The sequence below is a fragment of the Enterococcus sp. LX10 genome (assembly GCF_023539285.1).
Classification (GTDB): Bacteria; Bacillota; Bacilli; order Lactobacillales; family Enterococcaceae; genus Enterococcus; species Enterococcus faecalis.
In genome coordinates, this window is sequence record NZ_CP092785.1 from 1 (window position 1) to 19,431 (window position 19,431).

Sequence of the window (19,431 nt, forward strand, 5' to 3'; positions counted from 1 at the left end):
ATGAACGATTTTCAATTTATTTCAGCTAATGAAACCTATAGAAATTTGTATTACCAATTACCTAAAGTACTTTTTACATCAGAATTTTATAAGACTATGTCTAATGATAGTAAAATAGCTTACGCAATGTTGCAAGACCGATGTGAATATTCAATACAAAATAATTGGATTGATCAAGATGGGCATATATATTTTATCTTTACACGAAATGAACTGATGGATATTTTAGGGTGTAAAGAAAATAAAATTGCAAAAATAAAAAAAGAATTAAAAGACAAAAATTTACTTTATGAAAAACGTATTCCTCCGAAAAAACTCTCTACTGGTGAATTCAAAAACTATCCAAACAGATTGTATTTAGGTAAGCTGGAAGTTTCAGCAACAGATGTTTACGCCATCAGTAATGCTAGCTATACAAATGAGTTTCCCGAAAGTGGGAAAAACCAACCTTCGGATAAACATGATAAAATCAGCGTTTCTTTCGAAAGTGGGAAAAACCAACGTCCAGAAGAATCCAATAATACCAGTACTTTGTTCGAAAGCGGGAAAAACCAACCCAATCTATATCTAACTAATTCTTTAGATACAATAGATACAATAGATACTGAAAAAGAACGATTGCAACAACAATTATTGCTCGATCAGTTTGCAGAAGTTCAAGAGAACACTTTCCTAAGCAAAGATAGCTTAAAATTTATTGCAGCCTTTTCTGATACTATTCAAGAAGCCCATGAAATGGTTGGAACAATTATACGTGCTAAAACCAAAGTTGAAAAAGAATACAATGTTGTTTTAATTGGGGAAGATTATCAAGAAGAAATAGACAAATGTTTGCGACGAGTGATGCACAAAATTAAGACAGATTCTACTGTAAAAAGTCCAAAAGGTCTATTTTACATGTCTTTTTACAATTTATTTGTTGAATGTGCACTAGAGAAAAAAAGTCAATTGAACAAGAAAAGTAATTCTTACACTCCAGGAGTAATCACTCATAACTGGGTTGAAAATCAATAAAGTAGCTGTTTAGTATGAATTTAAATTTATGGAGGAAAATTATATGTCTTTTGAATCTGAAAATAAAAACGTAGAGAAAATAGTTGTGTCTAATAAAACGTATTATCTTGTTGGGACAAGTCACATTTCAGAGAATAGTGTTGAACTTGTTAAAGAGGTTATTGAAAGAGTTCAACCAGATACTGTTAGTATTGAGCTAGATAAAAAAAGATATGAAAAATACACTAACTCTAACCAATGGGGAAATACAGATATTATAAAAATTATTAAAGAAAAAAAATTAGTTGTTCTAATTTCCAATATTGTTTACAGTGCATATCAAAAAAAATTAGCAAATACTAAAGGAACTACTCAAGCTGGTGAATTAATTCAGGCAATTAAAAGTGCTAACGAAATAGGAGCAAACATTCAATTAATCGATCGTGATATCCAAGTTACTTTTAAAAGAATGTGGCGTCATTTAAGCTTTTTGGAAAAGCCAAAACTTTTTATGACATTTTTCACTGAATTTGATGATATTGAACAAGACAAATTAGAAGAGTATTTAGAGTCTGATAGTTTTGACAAAGTGTTTATTTCGTTGTCAAAAAAATATCCTTCGCTGTATCAAGATATGATAACGGATAGAGATAAGTATATGTCTACTAAACTGAAAAATAATACAAGTCAAGTGAATGTTGTGGTGGTTGGGAAAGCTCATATGAAAGGAATTAAAGAGAAATTAGAAAAAAGAACAGAGTTTTCCTTAGATGATTTAAATGAAATTCCACCAAAAAAATTAAGTACTAAATTATTAGAATTTTCTTTACCTGCAATTATCATTATTCTTTTAGTTCTCTCTTTGGTTTCGGGATTCGAAGTAGGCGTATCACAAATACTAAAATGGTTAGTATGGAATGGGGGACTAGCAGCATTATTCACATGTTTTGCTTTAGCTAATCCATTAACAATTTTAACTTCTTTTATAATGGCTCCAGTTGGCGCACTAAGTCCGGTATTATCAGTAGGAATGTTTTCAGCCCTAATGGAAGCTAGTATAAAAAAACCTACGGTCAATGATTTTATGAATGCACAAGACGATATTTCATCAATTAAATCGATTTACAAAAATAGATTGTTAAAGGTGGGCTTAATCTTTGTGTTAGCTAGTGCAGGTGGGGCAATAGGTAATATTATCGGGGGAATAGAATTATTTAAGAATTTAATTTAATTAATAAACTAGGAGGAATTTAATTTATGAAGAAGAGAACGATGCTTTCATTTTTTGTGTAAGTATGCTAGTTTTGATTTTAGGGGCTTGTAATGGAAAAGAAGGAACAAAAAATAACTCTAAATCAAAAGAAGTTGAGCAAGTAGCTACTTTTTCAGCTATGACACCTGTTCAAAGTTTAGACCCAGCAACAGCAGTGGATCAAACAAGTATTACATTGTTGGCCAACGTAATGGAAGGGTTGTACCGATTAGATGAAAAAAATCAACCACAACCAGCAATTGCAGCTGGGCAACCAAAAATATCCAATAATGGTAAAACATATACAATTGTGATTCGAGACGGTGCAAAATGGGCCGATGGAACAGATATTACTGCTGATGATTTTGTAACGGCATGGCAAAGAGTGGTAGATCCCAAAACTGCTTCTCCTAGCGTTGAGCTTTTCTCTGCTATAAAAAATGCTAAAGAAATTGCTTCAGGAAAACAATCGAAAGAAACGTTGGCAGTAAAAAATAATGGCAATAAAACGATAGAAATTGAGTTAGAAAAACCCACACCATATTTTACAGATTTATTAGCATTAACAGCGTACTATCCTGTACAACAAAAAGCGATTAAAGAGTATGGGAAAGACTATGGCACTTCACAAAAATCAATTGTAACAAATGGGGCATTTAACTTAACAAGTTTAGAGGGAGTGGGAACTTCTGATAAGTGGACGATTTCTAAAAATAAGGAGTACTGGGATCAAAAAGAGGTTTCAATGGAGAAAATTAACTTCCAGGTAGTTAAGGAAATTAACACAGGGATTAATCTTTATAATGATGGCCAGTTAGACGATACCCCAGTTACAGGGGAATATGCTAAACAGTACAAAGATAACAAAGAATTTTCCACTACTTTAATGGCTAATACAATGTATTTAGAGTTGAATCAACGGGAAAAAAATTCTATTCTACAAAATAAAAACGTTAGAAAAGCCATTAGTTATGCAATAGACAGAAGTAATTATGCTAAAAACATTTTAGATAATGGTTCTATTTCTGCTGTTGGTGTTGTTGCTAAAGACGTTGCTTTTGATCCTAGTACAAAAAAAGATTTTGCTAACAAAATGTTGGTGCATTTTGATACAGAAAAAGCGCAATCCTATTGGAATAAAGCGAAAAAAGAATTAAATATTAAAGAACAAGTAACTTTAAACATTTTAACCAATGAAGAAGAAACAACCAAAAAAGCAGCTGAATACATTCAAGGACAATTAGAAGAAAATCTAAAAGGTTTAAAAATTACGATAACACCAGTTCCTGCAAATGTACAAATAGAGCGAGTTATGAAACATGATTTTACTATTAGTCTAAGTGGCTGGCAGGCAGATTATCCTGACCCTATGAGTTTTTTAGGTAATTTTGAAAGTAACAGTGTGTTAAATTTTGGAGGTTATAGCAATACTAAATATGATGAATACTTAAAAGATACCTCAGATAAGCGTTGGAAATCTCTAAAAAAAGCAGAAGAATTACTACTTGAGGATGCGGGAGTAGTTCCATTTTTACAAGTAGGTAATTCTAAATTATTAAAGTCAACGCTGAAAAATATTGAGACGCATTCGATAGGTGCAAAATATGATTACAAAAAGATGAAACGACTAGAGTAATTAATCTAGTCGTTTCATCTTTTTTTTAATTATAAGTTTTTTTACTCTATATCTTTGGCTACACTTGAACTAATAGGCACATATTCTTCAATAAAAGCATTGATTGATGAAGGAACTTCAAAATTTTCTTGTTTAGCAATTTCAGTAACTTCTTGTACTAATAATTTATGTTGTTCAGTATGTCCTAGTTCTAAGAATAGATTTACAATTTTTACTGCATTAAGATATTCTTCAATATCTCGATTTTTTAGAAAATTAAAAAGATGGTTAAGATATACAACTTCCAAATTGGTATTTCCATGTAAAATAAATGTAGGTAATTTTCTTAAATTTTCATATTGTTTGAGGAAAAATTGAGCATTTTCAAAATCTTTTTTGTGTAAATAGTTAGTTATTCCATTCTTTATTGCAACTTGAACAATATAATCAAAAGTTTCACCGTTAGATTGAGTGACTGGAAATAATTTTTTGAACAAAAAACTAAAATTATCAGGATCAGTGATTAAAAACAAATTTGCTAAAATTTCGTAATCAATTCCTAAAAAAAATGTTCTCTTTTCATACATTTTTTTTAATTCCTTTATATCAGTTGAATCAAATGTGTGTAAATTTTTACCTACTGAATTACCAACAGCAATACAACCTAGGAATAAACTGTAATATTGTAAGTTACTATGACGATTTTGGTAGGCTTCTTTAAATTCTTCCTCTAGCTTGTAGAGATCATTTGCTAAACTTGGTAACATAATTTTTTTGTTACCAAAGAAACAAGATGCTCTTCTAGTGACGTCAGCTCTGAAAAGGAATTCTGAAAGTCTTATACCTAGTCTGTCTGTGAATCCTTGAATTTCTTCAATTGCAGCAAACTTTGTTCCTTCCTCGATTTTTCGATAACTTGATTTTGAAACTATGTCGGTGTATAAGTCAACTTGTTTAATGTTTAGTTCTTTACGCAATATTTTTAATAATTTATGATAATTCATACTAAAAAATACCTCCAATTGTTTGGATAAGTTTTAACCAAAAAAATTTGTATTTTTGACTGATTATATTTTTAAGGCAAAAAAACGGTTTATATAAAACCTTTTTATAATAAAAAGGTGAAAACAGGCCGGTGCATCAATGTTGTTAGAAGATAATGCACTTGTCTATAAAATTAAATATGGTACTATAAATACATAAGGAGGAATTAAAATGAGAAAATTTAACAAACAATCTATCTTAAAAATTATTCCTTTTGTAATATCATTATCTTTAGTGTTAGCAGGTTAAATATTTATCGCTGATTACTATAGGTAATTATAGCAACTTTTTTTAGTATGTACAAAAAGACAATTTAGAGTTAATTTGAAAAATGGTATTTTCGGTCATTTTTAACACTTTTTTTGGTTTTTTTGCTCATTTATATTAAAAAATGTTTGCATTGTTTTTAAACGTGTGCTAATCTTTAACCATAAATTGAATTATTTTAAATATTAGCACATATTAGATTAAATAGTTTAGTACACACTACTAAATTATTTTGAGAAGTTAGCAGATAAAAAAAAAGAACCCTTCCTCTGGGCTGGTAACCCTTTGGAAGCTAAACAATTCATATGCTTTGGACGGCATGAACTGTAAGGTTCTTCTTGTTGCAACTAATGTTACAACAAATTGTATTATAGCAATTTTTGCTTAAAAAGAAAACGACTTTCGGTCTATTTTAAGTGATTCATATGGATTTTCTTAGATTAGTTTCAAAAGAGATTCATATAAATGCTATTTTATAGTTTAAGTAATTTAGTGCTTCAAAGAGGAGATTACGTAGTTCACGCGTAATCTCCTCTTTTTTTTATCTGTTAACTTGTCAAAAATGAGAGAGTGGAGGTGATGGAAGTTGCGAAAGAAATATTTAAAAACTTGCTCAAAAGATTTTATTTACAAAACTCACACTGTTAAAACGTTTAACAATGAGATTTATGTAAATGCGTGGAATGGTGACTTCATTTCAAGGGATGATCCAATTAAAACCGTAGCGGCTAAGGACTTATATTTCTTAGCAAAGAATTTAGAAAGAGACGGAATGATTGTTGCTTCACGCAAAAACGAATTAGAGCCGCTTAGATTTTTAGAAAAGCCGGTTAAAATTAAACAATATGTTTAAAAATCTTTGTTACTAGGTTTCATTGATTAGTGAAACGTTCTTGTCATTACTTCGGAATTACTGCTCCTTGAAAAATACATACGCAGAGATAAAAAGTAACTTGGTAACTGTCGCTGATTGCTCTCTGCACTTAAAAAAAGACAGTGGGATAGCCTTTTGACAAGAGAAGTTATCCTATTTCTAGCATTCATGCCAGATAAGTAAGTAGTGGAAATTGATCGTTTGTTTCGGCAAGCCAGTTTTCTTTGCGGGTGAAATAGACTGATACTTGTGTCACTTATCGTGTCAAAGGTTTTTGCTTTAGGTCATGAACTAGAAGGAGGCTCCATTCCTGAAGTTGAGCAAGGTACGCTTAACCTGAAAGCGATATTCACTAATGAATGAAATTTAGTAACGAAAAAAGGAGAAATAAATCATGGCATATATTACGAAACAAATGATTGTTGAACTAATTGACTACATGAAAAAGAACGGTAAAAAGAAATTATTGGTTGAAGAGTACATTAAAGAAACACAAAACGCGAAACAGTGGACAACACAACGAAAAATAACGTTGTATAAAGCAGTTCATGAAACGAAAGCTTTATACAAAGATTATTGTCCTGTTAAAAGGGAAGAGAAAGAAACACCTGAATTATATATGCGTGTCAGTTTAATCGGATAAAAAGCATGTGACGAAAAGAACAAGCTATTGCTTGCGATAATAGATACATTTAGGTACGCTAAAATTACAAATCTTAGGAGGAAGAAGAAATGAGTGAAAAACAAGGGTTTAAGTTAAAGAAAAATCAAATTATTGGGGTGTCAGTTGCAGCACTACTTTTAATTGGTGGCGGTTCTGTTTATGCAGTAAATAGCCAAAAGAAAGCACAAGCAGAAAAAATCGAGTTAGCAGAAAAGAAAGAAAAAGAGGACTACAAAAAATTATCGTTACAAGTCGATGATTCAATTAAAAAAGCATATGATACTAGAAATGCTAAGGACATTGAAATGGCTGAAACCATTATTAAAAAATTAAAAGAACAGGAACAAAAAGACCCAAAAGCGAAAATGACAAAACTTCGTTCGTTTTTAGACTTGATTAAGAAAACAGATCAATTGTTAGCGACTGCAGAAAAATCTAAAAAAGATAGTGACATTAAAGCAGCTCAAAACAGCATTAACGAAGAAAAAGACGAATACTTGAAGAAAGATAAAGAAGCACACCAAAAACGCTTAGACAAGCTTAAACAAGGAATTAAAGAGCAAAAAGACAAAGAAGCAAAAGAGAAATCTGAAAAAGAAAAAGCACAAAAGGCTGAAGAACAAAAACAACAGGCTACAGCTGGGAACAACAAAGAAAATGCAACTAATCCAGCACAAGAAAACAAGGTTCAAAATGAAGCAGCAAACGGAACACCAGCTAACAATACAACTAGCCAAGCAGAACGACCACAAGCACCAGCAGTAGAACAGCCAGTAGAACAACCGCAAGCACCTGTCTATAATGGTGGAGGGTATACACCAGCACCACCTGCAGGAAATGGTGGTGGCGCTGTAACACCGGAACAACCAAACCCAACACCACCACCAGTTGACAATGGCGGTGGAAACTCTGGTGGTGGTAATACCGGTGGCGGAAATGTGACCCCTCCACCAAGTAATACAATTGATCCAGGCACGCCACAAGGAAGTTTAGGCCTGTTTCCAACACAAGCTGCTGCTGAAGCTGCGGGTACAGCAAAAGCACGCGAATTGGAAATCTCTACTGGCCAACCTTATAGAGTGCAGACTTGGGAAGTCCTATATACAGATGGAAGATCAGCAGGATTCACAGGTGAACTAGTACCATTTGGATAAAATATTTTAAATTAAAGAGGTAACGATTGAAGAATACTCAATCGTTGCCTTTTTTGATTTTGAGGAGTGATGAGAAATGTTCTTTCCGCGAGATCCACCTTCAGAAGAAGCGCAAATATAAAAATTAAAATTTTGAGGTGGGAAAACAATGAAAGATAAATTAAGTAAAGTAAAAAATAAGTTCCTTGTTCTGTTAGCTATGCTGACCATTGCAGGAGCGAATGTTGTACCTTCGACAATCGCTATGGCCGAAAGCTTGGATAATACTGAACAAGTGGATTCTTCTAGTGAGATAGAAGAGAAAAAGACACCTGAAGAATCGACAGAATCTTCTAGTAAAGTTAATGAATCAACAACAGCAGAACGTACACAAAACACTCAAACGGAGTTAGATAAAACAATAGGTGAAAGCATGAATAGTAATGACAGTCCTATTGATTCTACAACTAATTCAAGCGAAGCTACTAACACTGAAGCAACTTCTACAACTGAAGTAACGGAAGAAACACATGAAAAAGCCGAAAGAACAGGAGAAGAATTAGCCAATCGAGATAATCCAACGGACGTACAAGGCTTGACAGATAACGAAATTATCTCATTAGCTAAATATTTATATGGTGATTATGCAAAAAAAGACTCTTCTTTTGGTATGTCAGTTAAAAATGACAAAGGAGAAAGTATTGAAATTCCTTTTGAACGACGTACTCGTCTTGCACGTTCTATCGGTACTGAAGGCAATCCAATTTATGTAAGATACGATGTTAGCAAAGGTGCATGGACAGCATGGGGTGAATTTTATCAGCCTATGTATATTGATGGAAAACTAGTCTATTGTGTACAACCAGGAGTTGTATTTGTTCCGGGTGCAGGCTTTACACAACAGACAGAATTCGCTGGTATTTCATTAGCAGAAAGAATCAAGATCAATGACATTATGAATTTTGGAGCTAAAAGTGGCGATAGCGTAGAGTACATTATGGCTACAAATATGTATATTTGGGAGCAACTAGGATGGTCTGTGAGTACTAGTCTTCCTAATTATGCAGGATACAAAAATACGATTATTCAAAATATGAAAAATTTCCAAGTAAGACCATCATTTCACAACAAAGACTACAACATTAAGCAAGGACAAACTATAAAAATTCCAGATACAAATGGTGTTTTAGGAAATTTCGTTGTCGTAAATAATTCTGGTTTAACAATCAAAAAGAATGGAAATACGCTGGAAGTTACTGCTACTGCAAGTTCAAAGTCAGGTCGCGTGGATTTTGACAGAAAATCATACTATTCAGGCAATCAATATTTTTGGGTAAAACCAGGGTCTCAATCAGTATCAACAGCAGGGGCTTCTGACCCTACCGTTGCTTTTTTAAGGTTTAACGTAATTAGAAATGGTAAAGCTAAAATTAAGAAAGTGGATGATAACGGAAATCCAGTGGCTGGGGCTAAATTTGAATTGAAAAATCTAGCGGACGGCTCTAAAAAAACAGCTACTACAAACAAAAACGGAGAGCTTGTATCAGTAGAATATACGGCAGATACGAATGTTGAAATGCGCGAAATTGAAGCGCCAGTAGGTTATCTATTAGATCCCACAGTTAAACGAGTTAAGATTGAAGCTGGAAAAACTAAAGAAGTGAAGTTCACAAATCCTAAAATGACCTTGAAAACAACAGCGACAGACAAAGAAGATAGTGACAAAGTACTTTCTCCAGAGAAAAACGTCACAATTAAAGATAAAGTGAATTACACAAACCTTTACACTGATGGCCGAGAATACGTTGTTAAAGGAAAATTAATGGATAAAGCAACAAACAAACCATTACTAGTAAATGGAAAAGAAGTGACTTCAGAGAAGAAATTCAAACCAACAGCTAAAAATGGCTTTGTTGAAGTATGCTTCACCTTTGACGCGTCAGCTCTTGCTGGTAAAACAGTGGTTGTATTTGAAACACTGTATCAAAACAACAAAGAAATTGTTGTTCATGCGGATATTAATGACGTGCCGCAAACTGTCACCTTTGACAATCCTAAAATTACAACAACTGCAGTCAATGAAGAAAACAATGGAAAAGAATTTGATCCCGAAGAAAAAGTCGTATTAAAAGATACAGTGGCTTATGAAGGCTTACAACCAAACAAGTTATACAAATTGAATGGTAAATTGATGGATAAAGCAACAAATAAACCACTGTTAATCGATGGGGAAGAAGTAATCAGTGAAGCAACATTCAAACCAACAAAGTCTAAAGGAACAATTGATGTTACTTTTGAATTTGACGCACGCGAATTGAAAGGAAAAGAACTAGTTGTTTTTGAATATCTAAGCCGTCAACGCAGCGATTCAAAAGAATGGTATGACGTAGTTAAACATGCAGATATCAATGACATGGGCCAAACTGTGAAAGTAAATAATCCTCAAATTCAAACAGAAGCGCATTTTGAGGAAGACGGTTCAAAAGTTTCTGATCCTTTAGCTGAAGTAACTATTGTTGACGTGGTATCTTTCAAAAATTTAATATCAGGAAATACCTATGAATTAAAAGGTAAATTAATGGATAAAGCAACAAACAAACCATTGTTAATCGATGGGGAAGAAGTGACTGCTAGCAAACGTTTTACACCAACAACGTCTGAAGGGAGCGAAACGATTGAATTTAAAGTAAATGCGAAAGATTTACAAGGAAAAACAGTCGTTGTATTTGAAAATCTGTACAAAAATGAAACAGAAATTGCGATCCATGCAGACATTGAAGACGAAGGACAAACCGTTGAATTTACAGAGCCAAAACTAAAAACAACGGCGTTGGACAATGATTCTAACAGTCATTCTGCCGAAGCGTTAAAAGAAGTAACAATCACTGATACTGTTTCTTATTCAGATTTATTAGATGGAAAAGTGTACAACATTTCTGGTGTGGTAATGGATAAGAAAACAAACACTCCGCTATTAATCGACGGAAAAGAAGTGCGAAATGAAGTGAATTTCATTGCTCGTGATGGAAAAGCAGAAATCATTGAAGACCAAAACGACGCAACAAATTTTGAACAACCAGGTGAGACGGATAAACCAGCAATGAGAGCTGCTGCTGTACAAATTAACCGTGTTTCAGGAACGGTTGAAGTGACATTCACAATGAATGCTGAACAGTTAAAAGGAAAGTCAGTTGTTATTTTTGAAACATTAACACGTGAAAACACTGAAATTGCTGTCCACCACGACATTGACGATAAAGGACAAACTGTTACATTCACAGAGCCAAAACTAAAAACAACAGCGATTAATCAAGATTCAGGAGATCACAAAGCGGATGCCTTGGAAAAAGTGACAATCACTGATACTGTTTCTTACACTGATTTAATTGAAGGTAAAACCTATGAATTAGCAGGTGTTTTAATGGATAAAGCGACAAACAAACCATTGTTAGTCAATGGAAAAGAAGTTCGTAATTCATTGAAATTTATCGCACGTAATGGAAAAGCAGAAATTGTCACCACTGAAGCAAAAGTTAAAACTGTAGAAAAACAACAATCACCGTTAGTAACTGGAACAGTGGATCTTTCATTTGAATTAAACGCGAAAGACTTGCAAGGAAAAGAAACGGTTGTTTTTGAAACCTTGACACGAAATGAAACTGAAGTCGCAGTTCATGCCGACATTCACGACAAAGACCAAACCATCGAATTTAACAAACCGACATTAAAAACCACGGCTACAATCAACAATGGCAAGCTAGGTGTTTCTGGCGGACAAATGACCATTAATGATAAAGTGAAATACACGAATTTAACACCAGGTAAAACTTACACAGTTAAAGGTAAGTTGATGGATAAAACGACGAATAAACCATTTGTCGTTAATGGTAAAGAAGTGCAAGCAGTTAAAACGTTTGTACCAAAAACCGCAAATGGCGAAGTAATTGTTCCATTTACGTTTGATTCTAAAGGTATTACTTCAGAAGTTCATGTGGTTGTTTTTGAAGACCTATATCGAGACAATTTAAAATTAACAACACACGCAGATATTAATGATTTAGCTCAAACAGTTCGTATTGTACCACCAACTAAATTCTTGCCAAAAACAGGCGAACAAAAAGGAATTCTATTTACTATTCTAGGATTCATTTTATTAGCAGGCGCAGCATATCTTGTAACAACAAAAAGAAAACAGAATAACTAACCACAGACAGAAAAGCTCTCTTTTGTGTCTTTTTTTGTGTCAAAAAGTGAACGTCAAAAACAGGAGGAGGTGATACAGTGGATTTATTTTTATATACACCGGAACTAAAGGAATACTTTTTGTTTGATCAAACAGGTCGTGCAAGTGAAATCATTATCCCAAAAGGAAAACTACAAGAGTTAAAAGGAAATAAAATTTTTAATGAAGAGAATCTAAGTGAATACACGCGTATTATTTTAACTTTTGGGAAACAAAAAGTTCCTGTAAAGTTAGAAAAAGGCTCAGGAGAGATTGTAAGAAATCTACCTATAAAAGGAAACAAACAATTAAAAAATCAAGCAGTATTGAAGTTTAAAATTTCAGACGAATCACATTTTTCAATGGCAAAACTAAATTACTTTGCTAAAAAAGAATCAGATTGGAAAGAACGATTTATAGACAGCATTGAGTTTAGTTAAATACAAAATTAGGAGGGGAATCAGTGAGGAAACTAATTACTATTTATTCGACGATTCTTTTACTTTCTACTGCAGTTCCAATCACTGCTTTTGCAGACGAAACGAGCAATGAAACGGAAACAATGGAATCTAGTCAAGTAGTAGACGAAACGAAACCAAGTGAAACGATGGAAGCAACAAGTGAGACACAGCAAACTGAAACGTCGGAAACCTCTGGTAGTACTGAAAAGACAGTTGAAACAACGGAGAGTTCAGAACAATCAACAAGTACAACTGAAACTCTTCCAGACAGTTCCAAAGAACAACCTGTTACAACCGATGAAACACAACCACCGATAATTGTTCCAGAAACCACGCCTAGTGTTTCAATGGAACAAGAAATCGTTTCAAGTGAAACACCCAATGAAACAGTCGCACAAGAACCAGTTGTAACAATCTCTTACAACACAGAAACTATTCATTTTGAAAAAGTGAAAAGTACTGAAGAGTTTGTTTTACAGATCGGTGAAACGGCAAGGAAGGTCGCAAAAGACAATGATTTGTTCGCAAGTGTCATGATTGCGCAAGCCATTTTAGAAAGTGGTAGTGGTAGCAGTGAATTAAGCCATGAACCAAATTACAATTTGTTTGGAATTAAGGGCGATTTTAACGGCCAATCTGTTTCGTTTCTGACAGCTGAAGATAATGGAACAGGGCAGCTATATTCTATTCAATCAAACTTTAGAAAATATCCGAGTTATAAAGAATCATTCGAGGATTACGCAAAGCTCTTAAAAGACGGTGTGAGCTGGAACACAGCGATTTACACAGGCACACATAAAAGTGTAGCGAAAACATACGAAAATGCCACACAGGCGTTAACAGGAACGTATGCGACCGATACTCAATACAATCAAAAATTAAACGGTTTGATTGAAACGTACCATTTGACTGAATTTGACCAGGAGAAAACAATTACGCCGAGTGAATCAGATTTTCCTGGTTACAACGGTGTAAATTACGATTCAGGAAATAGCTATGCCTGGGGGAATTGTACGCAATATGTATACAACCGAATCACTCAATTAGGAAAACATATCGATCTAACAATGGGCAATGGCCAAGATTGGGCAGAAACAGGACGTGCTCGTGGCTATGAAGTCACAAGAACGCCAAAAGCCGGCACAGCTGTTTCATTTCCTGCAGGTATTTTAGGCGCAGACAGTACTTATGGTCATGTGGCATTTGTTGAACGAGTGAACTCTGACGGTAGTATTCTTATTTCAGAAATGAACGTAAAAGGGTTAAACGTGGTTTCTACACGAACAATTGCAGCTGAAAATACAAGCTTGTTGTCCTATGTACAACCTAAATAAGGGAAGGAAATAATCCATGAAGACAGTAATGTTTTACATTTTAGCACCTATGATATTGGCTTTTTTTCTTTTAGGCTCACTAGGGGTTGAAATTATCTTTAAATTACAATTATTTAGATACAAATATCTAATATGAGACCCTGAAAGGAGGTGAAATGAATGGCTACAGAAGAGGAGACACTTTACGATTTGCTATGTGCAATATTAGCGAACACATTTGAAGATATCAATCGTTACAAAAAGTTTGAAATGAGTATTGTACCAAAGGAATTGAAATCTAAACAAAGTCAATATTTGCCCAATTTTCGTAAAATCGAATTATTTACACTAACTCAGCCACCTGAAGCGACGATATTAACTATTTTAAGGGAACTTGCTCGTCATGTAACGTTTATGGATGAAGGTGAGTTAAAAAGTAATGATGTGTTTTACGAAAGATTCTATTTGCTACTTACAACAGCAATGTCAATGGATTTACTGTCTGAAGACACACTAATAATTTACGCAATCAAAGAGTATGATCAATTGATTGAACAGTTTGGAGAAGTTTCTACATGGAATCTATCAAATAAATCAGTTAACAATTCCTTTACGGTCCATGTCACGAATAGTTATGAAGCACGTGTAGTTTTAAAACAACGAATGTATCGCTGGTTTACATTGGCGAAAGCTTGGGAAAAAGAATTTACAACAAAAAAAGAAGCTGACGAAGAAGCCAATTATCTAACTAAACAATTTCCTAGTATCGATGTCCAAGTTTTACGACCTATAGAGGCGCTTTTCTGTTTGCATTATTATATTGGCGTTGTTGGTGGATTTGATTGTAAACAACAACTTTATCAAGCTGGGTATATCTGGCAAGGATATGGTCGGAAAAAAGAATGGGTTAAGAAGGTCCCAGTTGGGGCTTATAACGAAGAAATGGAATTCTTACATGAATTGCGGCTTGTTGGGAAACGATTTACACCAACATTTCCTAAACAAATGAATACAGCCAAAAGAAAACAAGCAAACCAATTAAAACGTAACAAAAAGAAAATTGTTAGCTATTAGGAGGAACTTATGAAAATTACACAAACTGAACTGAATAATCGTAAAAAATTAGCAAAAGCCATTATGGAGGCTAAAAACGAAGATCATGACACGTGGTTGGGAGAGCATTATCAACAATATATATCAGCAAATCAAGCAACATTAACCAAAGCGTTACTGTTAATGTCAAAGCGTTCACAACCAGAAAAACAAAATAATAATTCTACACAACAGCATACAAAAGGAGGTCAGGCATAATGGATCGTATTCAAACAATCTTAATCTTTTTAATCGGTGGAATATCCACGTTAACTGGTTCTTGGGCTACTCTACAGTTGTTACAAGCTGCTTGGAACATGATGCGCAAAAATCAACGAAAAGTGGAAGAAGCAAAAGAACATATTGAACACATTGTAATTGGGATTGTAATTGCAGTTGCTGGTGCAGCAATTGTGAATTGGCTAATGTCTGCGTAATGGAGGAAAGAGTATGTATGTTCAAATAACCGGAGGGAGGAGGGTGAAAAAGCTTCTTCCTCCATCAAGAAAAAAGCTAAGCTTAATAGAAACGAATATACTTTTACAAAGGCTTGAAACCTTTGCTGAAGATACAGGAATAAAAGATACGATACGCATTAAGCTTGTAAAAGATAAAGACGTACTTTTTCGCGACGATTGTGTAATAGGAGAAGGGATTTCACGAAACCTTCTTCTCGTTGTTCAGCATACGTTTACTACTCTTTATGGGAATACAAATTCTACAGAATGTATGGAATTGATCACAGTTATTCAGCAAGAACTAGAGAATCCAAAAGTGACAGAGCCAGCAAATGATTTAAACAAAAAGAAACAGAAAAAAGAGAAAAAATCTACGAATATTCACCGAGAACGTCGTCACTTTTCCGGTGGAACTTTAAAGAAAAGAAGCATTTTCTTCATACTAATGGGGGTGCTTCTTTTTTCTTTGATCGGTGGCAGTTTATTTTTTGTTAATTCTTACTCAAAAAAAGAGGAAGCCCCTTCTAAACCAACGTATGAACAATTGTTGGAAGAAGGGAAGTACTCAGAAGCAGCAGTGGCATTTCCCGATAATCGTGAGGCTATCGAGCAGTATCTTGTAGAGAAACAAGAATTTCAAGAATTAAAATCGTTCAATGAAAAATTCCCAACGAATGAAGGAACGTTTGATCTAGCATTCTATCAAAAAGAATGGGAGAAAGTTGTTCAAACTGAAGGGACAGAATTGAATGCTGATCGAAAAGTAATGCTTGCTTATGCGTACATTCAGTTAGACCAGTTAGAAGAAGCGGAAATATTAAACAAAACGTTAAAAAGTAAACAACTGACAACTGAGTTGAACAAGGCATGGATAAGAAAAGCAATTCGAATGATCAGAAAAGAAGAGTTTTCAGAAGCGGAAAAAATCAACAAAAATCTAAAAAATAATCAATTAGGTGAATTAATTGAAACGGGAAAAACGTGTCAGGAAATGGTCCATTTCTATCGAGAAAAAAAAGATACGAAGAATGAGACTCTTTGGAAAAATCGTTTATCTCAACTAGGAGAGGAGTTTTACAATGAAAACGAATAACCCAAATAATTCTTTTTTTGACAAAGACTTGTTGAAAAATAAGAAAGTTATGGGAATAGCGGCCGCAATTTTAGTTTGTACAGGAACAGTGGGCTATGCTGCGTATCAATCGTTCACACCAGCAAAACCACAAGCTGCAGAAAAAGTAGCCCCTAAAAAGGAGAAGGAAAGTTCGTCATGGATTATTCCGGAAGATAACAGGAAAAAGAGTAAAAAAGAGCAAACAAAAAAAGAAGATACGGACGTATCTAAAAATGTTTTTGATCGTTTTGGTCTATCAGAAACAGAAAAAATGGATACAAATAAACAAGATAGTGTCCAATCGTTACAACCAAAAGAACTATTAGCAGTAGCACAAACAATTAAGGAACAGGACAAAGAACAACAGCCAACCATAGTTGATCAAATTGTTAAAAATCCTGCAATTGTGATACCCGATAAAGTTCCGGAGAAACCAATTGTACCAAGTAAGCCTAAGGAAGAAGAAACAAATCCGTCTAAACCGGACGATAATAAGCCAGTTAACCCAGATCCTCAACCACCAGTTGTAGTTGTAGATTACGGCGTTTTAGAACGTTTGGTTGCAAATGCTGAAGGCCTACCAGCAGAAGCGTATTTATCAAAATCTTATGAAGCTATGCAAGCCCAATTAACCCAGGCTAAAGTTATGTTAGCAGAAAGAAATGCAACACAATCGCAAGTAAATGCTCAAGTACAAGCGTTACAAAATACGATTAATCAATTAGTTTTGCGAGGAAACATGACTGAACTAGAGAATTTGATAGAACAGGTTAAAAATATTAATCGGGAACTTTATACAACTGATAGTGCTAGACAACTAGATCAAGCAAATGATTCTGCTAAAGAGCTAGTTCAACAAGGGGAAGCAACCCAGGAAACAATTGATTCTGTTCTCAAAGAATTAAACCAAGCGATTATGCAGCTAGTAGCACGTGGAGATAAGGAAGTGCTACGGAATGTTATAAATCAAGCGAAAAGTATCGATCGTGAGATATACACTGCAGAAAGTCTTCAGGTTTTAGACGAAGCAGTAGGACAGGCACAGCATTTGCTTACCCTAATCGATGCAACCCAGGAACAAGTCAATGAAATGGTCCAATTAGTACAAACTGCTTTAGACAGCCTTCAGAAAGTTGGCGAACCAGATTTGAGTCTGATTGAATTAAATCGTTTAATCGCTGAATACGAAACACTAGATTTATCTGGATATACTGAACAAACAGTTGCTCATTTTATGGATGAACTTAATAAAGCTAAAGCTTTAGTCTCTAATGGAAATGTAACTGAAGAAGAGGTGAAAGCACAGATTACAGCCTTAAAACAAGCAAAAGAAGGTTTAGAAATCAAAGTGGATAAAACCTCATTAACACAATTAGTATCTGAAGTAATGCAATTGGAAGCTGATTTATACACTACAAGTAGCTGGGAAGTCCTTCAGACTGCTTTAGGAGAAGCAAACCAAGTATTATCAGACACACAAGCAACACAACAAAACGTTGATACCGCATTTAATAACCTACAATTGGCTAAAGATTCATTAATCAAAGCATAAATAAAACGTGTGAAAAGAAGCAAGGTACTCTTACCTGCTTCTTTTTTTAGAATGAAGGAGGAGAACAATGAATAAACAAAGTATTGTACGTATTACCTCGGTTGAGCCTAATCGGCTCCATGCAAAAGATATCGATACAAAAGAGTTGCTAGTGACAGAAGTAGACGAAGTCGTTGCTGAAGACTTTCAACGTATTTTTCGCGAAAAAAGTCTACAAGGTGAAGGGGTGTTTATGACCAGAGAGGAGTTTTTCAATGGCTAAGTATCAAAAACGGACAAAAGAAGAAATTGAACAAGAAGTCAAAATGATGACGGACCAAACACTTACGTTTGTAAAAAAACACATGAATACCTTAGAAGACAAATTGGAATTTTTCCAATTCATGGATCGGTTTCATGAATATTCCTTTCGAAATCAAGTATTGATACAAACGCAATTTGAGGGGGCAAAAGCAGTTGGTAGTTTTGCTTTTTTTAAGAAAATGGGCTTTTCGGTAAAAAAAGGCGAAAAAGGCATTCGAATATTAAAACCAAATGTTTTTGAATATATTAATGCCGATGGAAAGCGAATTCCTGTAAACAAAGCAACGAAAGAGCAACAAGAAAAACTGAAGACTGGAGAGCTAAAAAAACACAGTATACAAACCTTCTCTCCTACAACGGTCTTTGATATTACACAAACGAATGCAAAACCAGAGGATTATCCCAAATTGTTTCCTAATAAACGATTTGAATTTACTATGAGCAATGCAACCAACCTATCAAGTCTTAAAAGTGCATTGACAAAAGTATCTAAAAATATGGGTGTACCAGTCCATACTCCTGCTAGTTCTATTTTTGGTATCCGAGAACTTGGGGCAGCTAAGGGGCTTTTTGCTGTAGGGAAAGACGGCCATAAAGAAATCGTGCTAAATCCGAGAAATACACCTAGTGAGGAAGTCGCGACGTTGATTCATGAATTGGCACATGCTCAATTACATGACACAACAAGAGTACAGGAAGCTGGAAGTTACTGGTCTACAAAAGATGTAACTGAGTTGCAAGTAAGTATTAAAGAGCTTCAAGCAGAAATGGTCTCTTACGTTGTTTCAAGTCATTATGGTATTGACACAAAAGAACATGCCATTCCTTACATTGCTGCATGGACGAATAATGGCCAAGAATTTTATGGGGAAACGCCAGAAGAACAAGTCGCGATTATGGGAGGTATTCAAAAAACGTGTAAAGGCTTTATTCAACAATTAGATCAATATTATGAAAAAGAACAGAGTGCTACAAAAGAAAATAAGCAATCGCAAGAAGTAGTAACAATAAGGAAAACAAAAAGTACTTCTAATGCGAAAAATGTTGTAAAAGGATTCAGTCGTTAGTGAGGGA

Annotated in this window: 17 protein-coding genes; 16 read left to right on the forward strand and 1 reads right to left on the reverse strand. The window is 34.4% G+C overall.

The window, feature by feature from the left end; all coding sequences use genetic code 11:
* From MKZ30_RS12840 to MKZ30_RS12850, 3 genes are all read left to right on the forward strand, one after another.
* Positions 1-1,014: a replication initiator protein A gene (locus MKZ30_RS12840; RefSeq protein WP_249958824.1), complete on the forward strand. Its 1,014-nt coding sequence runs from the start codon at positions 1-3 to the stop codon at positions 1,012-1,014.
* Positions 1,015-1,042: 28 nt separating this feature from the next.
* Positions 1,043-2,224 (forward strand): TraB family protein, encoded by a 1,182-nt coding sequence (locus MKZ30_RS12845; protein ID WP_349645167.1) that lies wholly within the window; start codon positions 1,043-1,045, stop codon positions 2,222-2,224.
* A 64-nt stretch (positions 2,225-2,288) separates the two neighbouring features.
* Positions 2,289-3,881, forward strand: coding sequence for a peptide ABC transporter substrate-binding protein (locus MKZ30_RS12850; protein WP_249958826.1), 1,593 nt, complete (start codon positions 2,289-2,291; stop codon positions 3,879-3,881).
* A 41-nt stretch (positions 3,882-3,922) separates the two neighbouring features.
* On the opposite strand, the gene MKZ30_RS12855 is transcribed toward MKZ30_RS12850, so the two are convergent.
* Positions 3,923-4,864 (reverse strand): helix-turn-helix domain-containing protein, encoded by a 942-nt coding sequence (locus MKZ30_RS12855; RefSeq protein ID WP_016616539.1) that lies wholly within the window; start codon positions 4,862-4,864, stop codon positions 3,923-3,925.
* A gap of 893 nt (positions 4,865-5,757) precedes the next feature.
* Between MKZ30_RS12855 and MKZ30_RS12860 the strand changes: the two genes are divergently transcribed.
* The 13 genes from MKZ30_RS12860 to MKZ30_RS12920 all read left to right on the forward strand — a co-directional run bounded on the left by MKZ30_RS12860 (position 5,758) and on the right by MKZ30_RS12920 (position 19,424).
* Positions 5,758-6,024: a hypothetical protein gene (locus MKZ30_RS12860; protein WP_249958827.1), complete on the forward strand. Its 267-nt coding sequence runs from the start codon at positions 5,758-5,760 to the stop codon at positions 6,022-6,024.
* Between the two features lie 415 nt (positions 6,025-6,439).
* On the forward strand, positions 6,440-6,688 hold the full coding sequence (locus MKZ30_RS12865; RefSeq protein WP_174126091.1) for a hypothetical protein: 249 nt from the start codon (positions 6,440-6,442) through the stop codon (positions 6,686-6,688).
* A gap of 89 nt (positions 6,689-6,777) precedes the next feature.
* Entirely contained in the window at positions 6,778-7,863 is a 1,086-nt protein-coding gene (locus MKZ30_RS12870) for a hypothetical protein (protein ID WP_249958828.1), read from the forward strand.
* 148 nt (positions 7,864-8,011) lie between these two features.
* The gene (locus MKZ30_RS12875; protein WP_249958829.1) at positions 8,012-12,046 is read left to right on the forward strand and encodes a VaFE repeat-containing surface-anchored protein; all 4,035 of its coding nucleotides are present in this window, start codon (positions 8,012-8,014) and stop codon (positions 12,044-12,046) included.
* A gap of 77 nt (positions 12,047-12,123) precedes the next feature.
* Complete coding sequence (locus MKZ30_RS12880) at positions 12,124-12,504, forward strand: hypothetical protein (protein ID WP_202573907.1); 381 nt, start codon at positions 12,124-12,126, stop codon at positions 12,502-12,504.
* Positions 12,505-12,527: 23 nt separating this feature from the next.
* Positions 12,528-13,859 carry a glucosaminidase domain-containing protein gene (locus MKZ30_RS12885; RefSeq protein ID WP_249958830.1) on the forward strand — a complete coding sequence of 444 codons (1,332 nt, stop codon included), beginning with the start codon at positions 12,528-12,530 and terminating at the stop codon, positions 13,857-13,859.
* A 159-nt stretch (positions 13,860-14,018) separates the two neighbouring features.
* Positions 14,019-14,912 (forward strand): hypothetical protein, encoded by an 894-nt coding sequence (locus MKZ30_RS12890; RefSeq protein WP_249958831.1) that lies wholly within the window; start codon positions 14,019-14,021, stop codon positions 14,910-14,912.
* Between the two features lie 9 nt (positions 14,913-14,921).
* Positions 14,922-15,149, forward strand: coding sequence for a hypothetical protein (locus MKZ30_RS12895; RefSeq protein ID WP_010815346.1), 228 nt, complete (start codon positions 14,922-14,924; stop codon positions 15,147-15,149).
* On the forward strand, positions 15,149-15,367 hold the full coding sequence (locus MKZ30_RS12900) for a hypothetical protein (protein ID WP_010815347.1): 219 nt from the start codon (positions 15,149-15,151) through the stop codon (positions 15,365-15,367). Before MKZ30_RS12895 ends, MKZ30_RS12900 begins: the two co-directional genes overlap by 1 nt.
* 13 nt (positions 15,368-15,380) lie before the next feature.
* Positions 15,381-16,481 (forward strand): response regulator, encoded by a 1,101-nt coding sequence (locus MKZ30_RS12905; protein ID WP_249958832.1) that lies wholly within the window; start codon positions 15,381-15,383, stop codon positions 16,479-16,481.
* Positions 16,468-18,054, forward strand: coding sequence for a coiled-coil domain-containing protein (locus MKZ30_RS12910; RefSeq protein WP_249958833.1), 1,587 nt, complete (start codon positions 16,468-16,470; stop codon positions 18,052-18,054). Before MKZ30_RS12905 ends, MKZ30_RS12910 begins: the two co-directional genes overlap by 14 nt.
* Before the next feature lie 67 nt (positions 18,055-18,121).
* On the forward strand, positions 18,122-18,316 hold the full coding sequence (locus MKZ30_RS12915) for a hypothetical protein (protein ID WP_010815350.1): 195 nt from the start codon (positions 18,122-18,124) through the stop codon (positions 18,314-18,316).
* Complete coding sequence (locus MKZ30_RS12920) at positions 18,309-19,424, forward strand: ArdC-like ssDNA-binding domain-containing protein (RefSeq protein WP_202573917.1); 1,116 nt, start codon at positions 18,309-18,311, stop codon at positions 19,422-19,424. Before MKZ30_RS12915 ends, MKZ30_RS12920 begins: the two co-directional genes overlap by 8 nt.
* The last annotated feature ends 7 nt before the right edge of the window (positions 19,425-19,431 follow it).

Bases quoted from the DNA above. Each gene is read 5' to 3' on its own strand.
- MKZ30_RS12840 (WP_249958824.1), top strand. From the start codon at position 1: ATGAACGATTTTCAATTTATTTCAGCTAATGAAACCTATAGAAATTTG.
- MKZ30_RS12845 (WP_349645167.1), top strand. From the start codon at position 1,043: ATGGAGGAAAATTATATGTCTTTTGAATCTGAAAATAAAAACGTAGAG.
- MKZ30_RS12850 (WP_249958826.1), top strand. From the start codon at position 2,289: ATGCTAGTTTTGATTTTAGGGGCTTGTAATGGAAAAGAAGGAACAAAA.
- MKZ30_RS12855 (WP_016616539.1), bottom strand. From the start codon at position 4,864: ATGAATTATCATAAATTATTAAAAATATTGCGTAAAGAACTAAACATT.
- MKZ30_RS12865 (WP_174126091.1), top strand. From the start codon at position 6,440: ATGGCATATATTACGAAACAAATGATTGTTGAACTAATTGACTACATG.
- MKZ30_RS12870 (WP_249958828.1), top strand. From the start codon at position 6,778: ATGAGTGAAAAACAAGGGTTTAAGTTAAAGAAAAATCAAATTATTGGG.
- MKZ30_RS12875 (WP_249958829.1), top strand. From the start codon at position 8,012: ATGAAAGATAAATTAAGTAAAGTAAAAAATAAGTTCCTTGTTCTGTTA.
- MKZ30_RS12890 (WP_249958831.1), top strand. From the start codon at position 14,019: ATGGCTACAGAAGAGGAGACACTTTACGATTTGCTATGTGCAATATTA.
- MKZ30_RS12895 (WP_010815346.1), top strand. From the start codon at position 14,922: ATGAAAATTACACAAACTGAACTGAATAATCGTAAAAAATTAGCAAAA.
- MKZ30_RS12900 (WP_010815347.1), top strand. From the start codon at position 15,149: ATGGATCGTATTCAAACAATCTTAATCTTTTTAATCGGTGGAATATCC.
- MKZ30_RS12905 (WP_249958832.1), top strand. From the start codon at position 15,381: ATGTATGTTCAAATAACCGGAGGGAGGAGGGTGAAAAAGCTTCTTCCT.
- MKZ30_RS12910 (WP_249958833.1), top strand. From the start codon at position 16,468: ATGAAAACGAATAACCCAAATAATTCTTTTTTTGACAAAGACTTGTTG.
- MKZ30_RS12915 (WP_010815350.1), top strand. From the start codon at position 18,122: ATGAATAAACAAAGTATTGTACGTATTACCTCGGTTGAGCCTAATCGG.
- MKZ30_RS12920 (WP_202573917.1), top strand. From the start codon at position 18,309: ATGGCTAAGTATCAAAAACGGACAAAAGAAGAAATTGAACAAGAAGTC.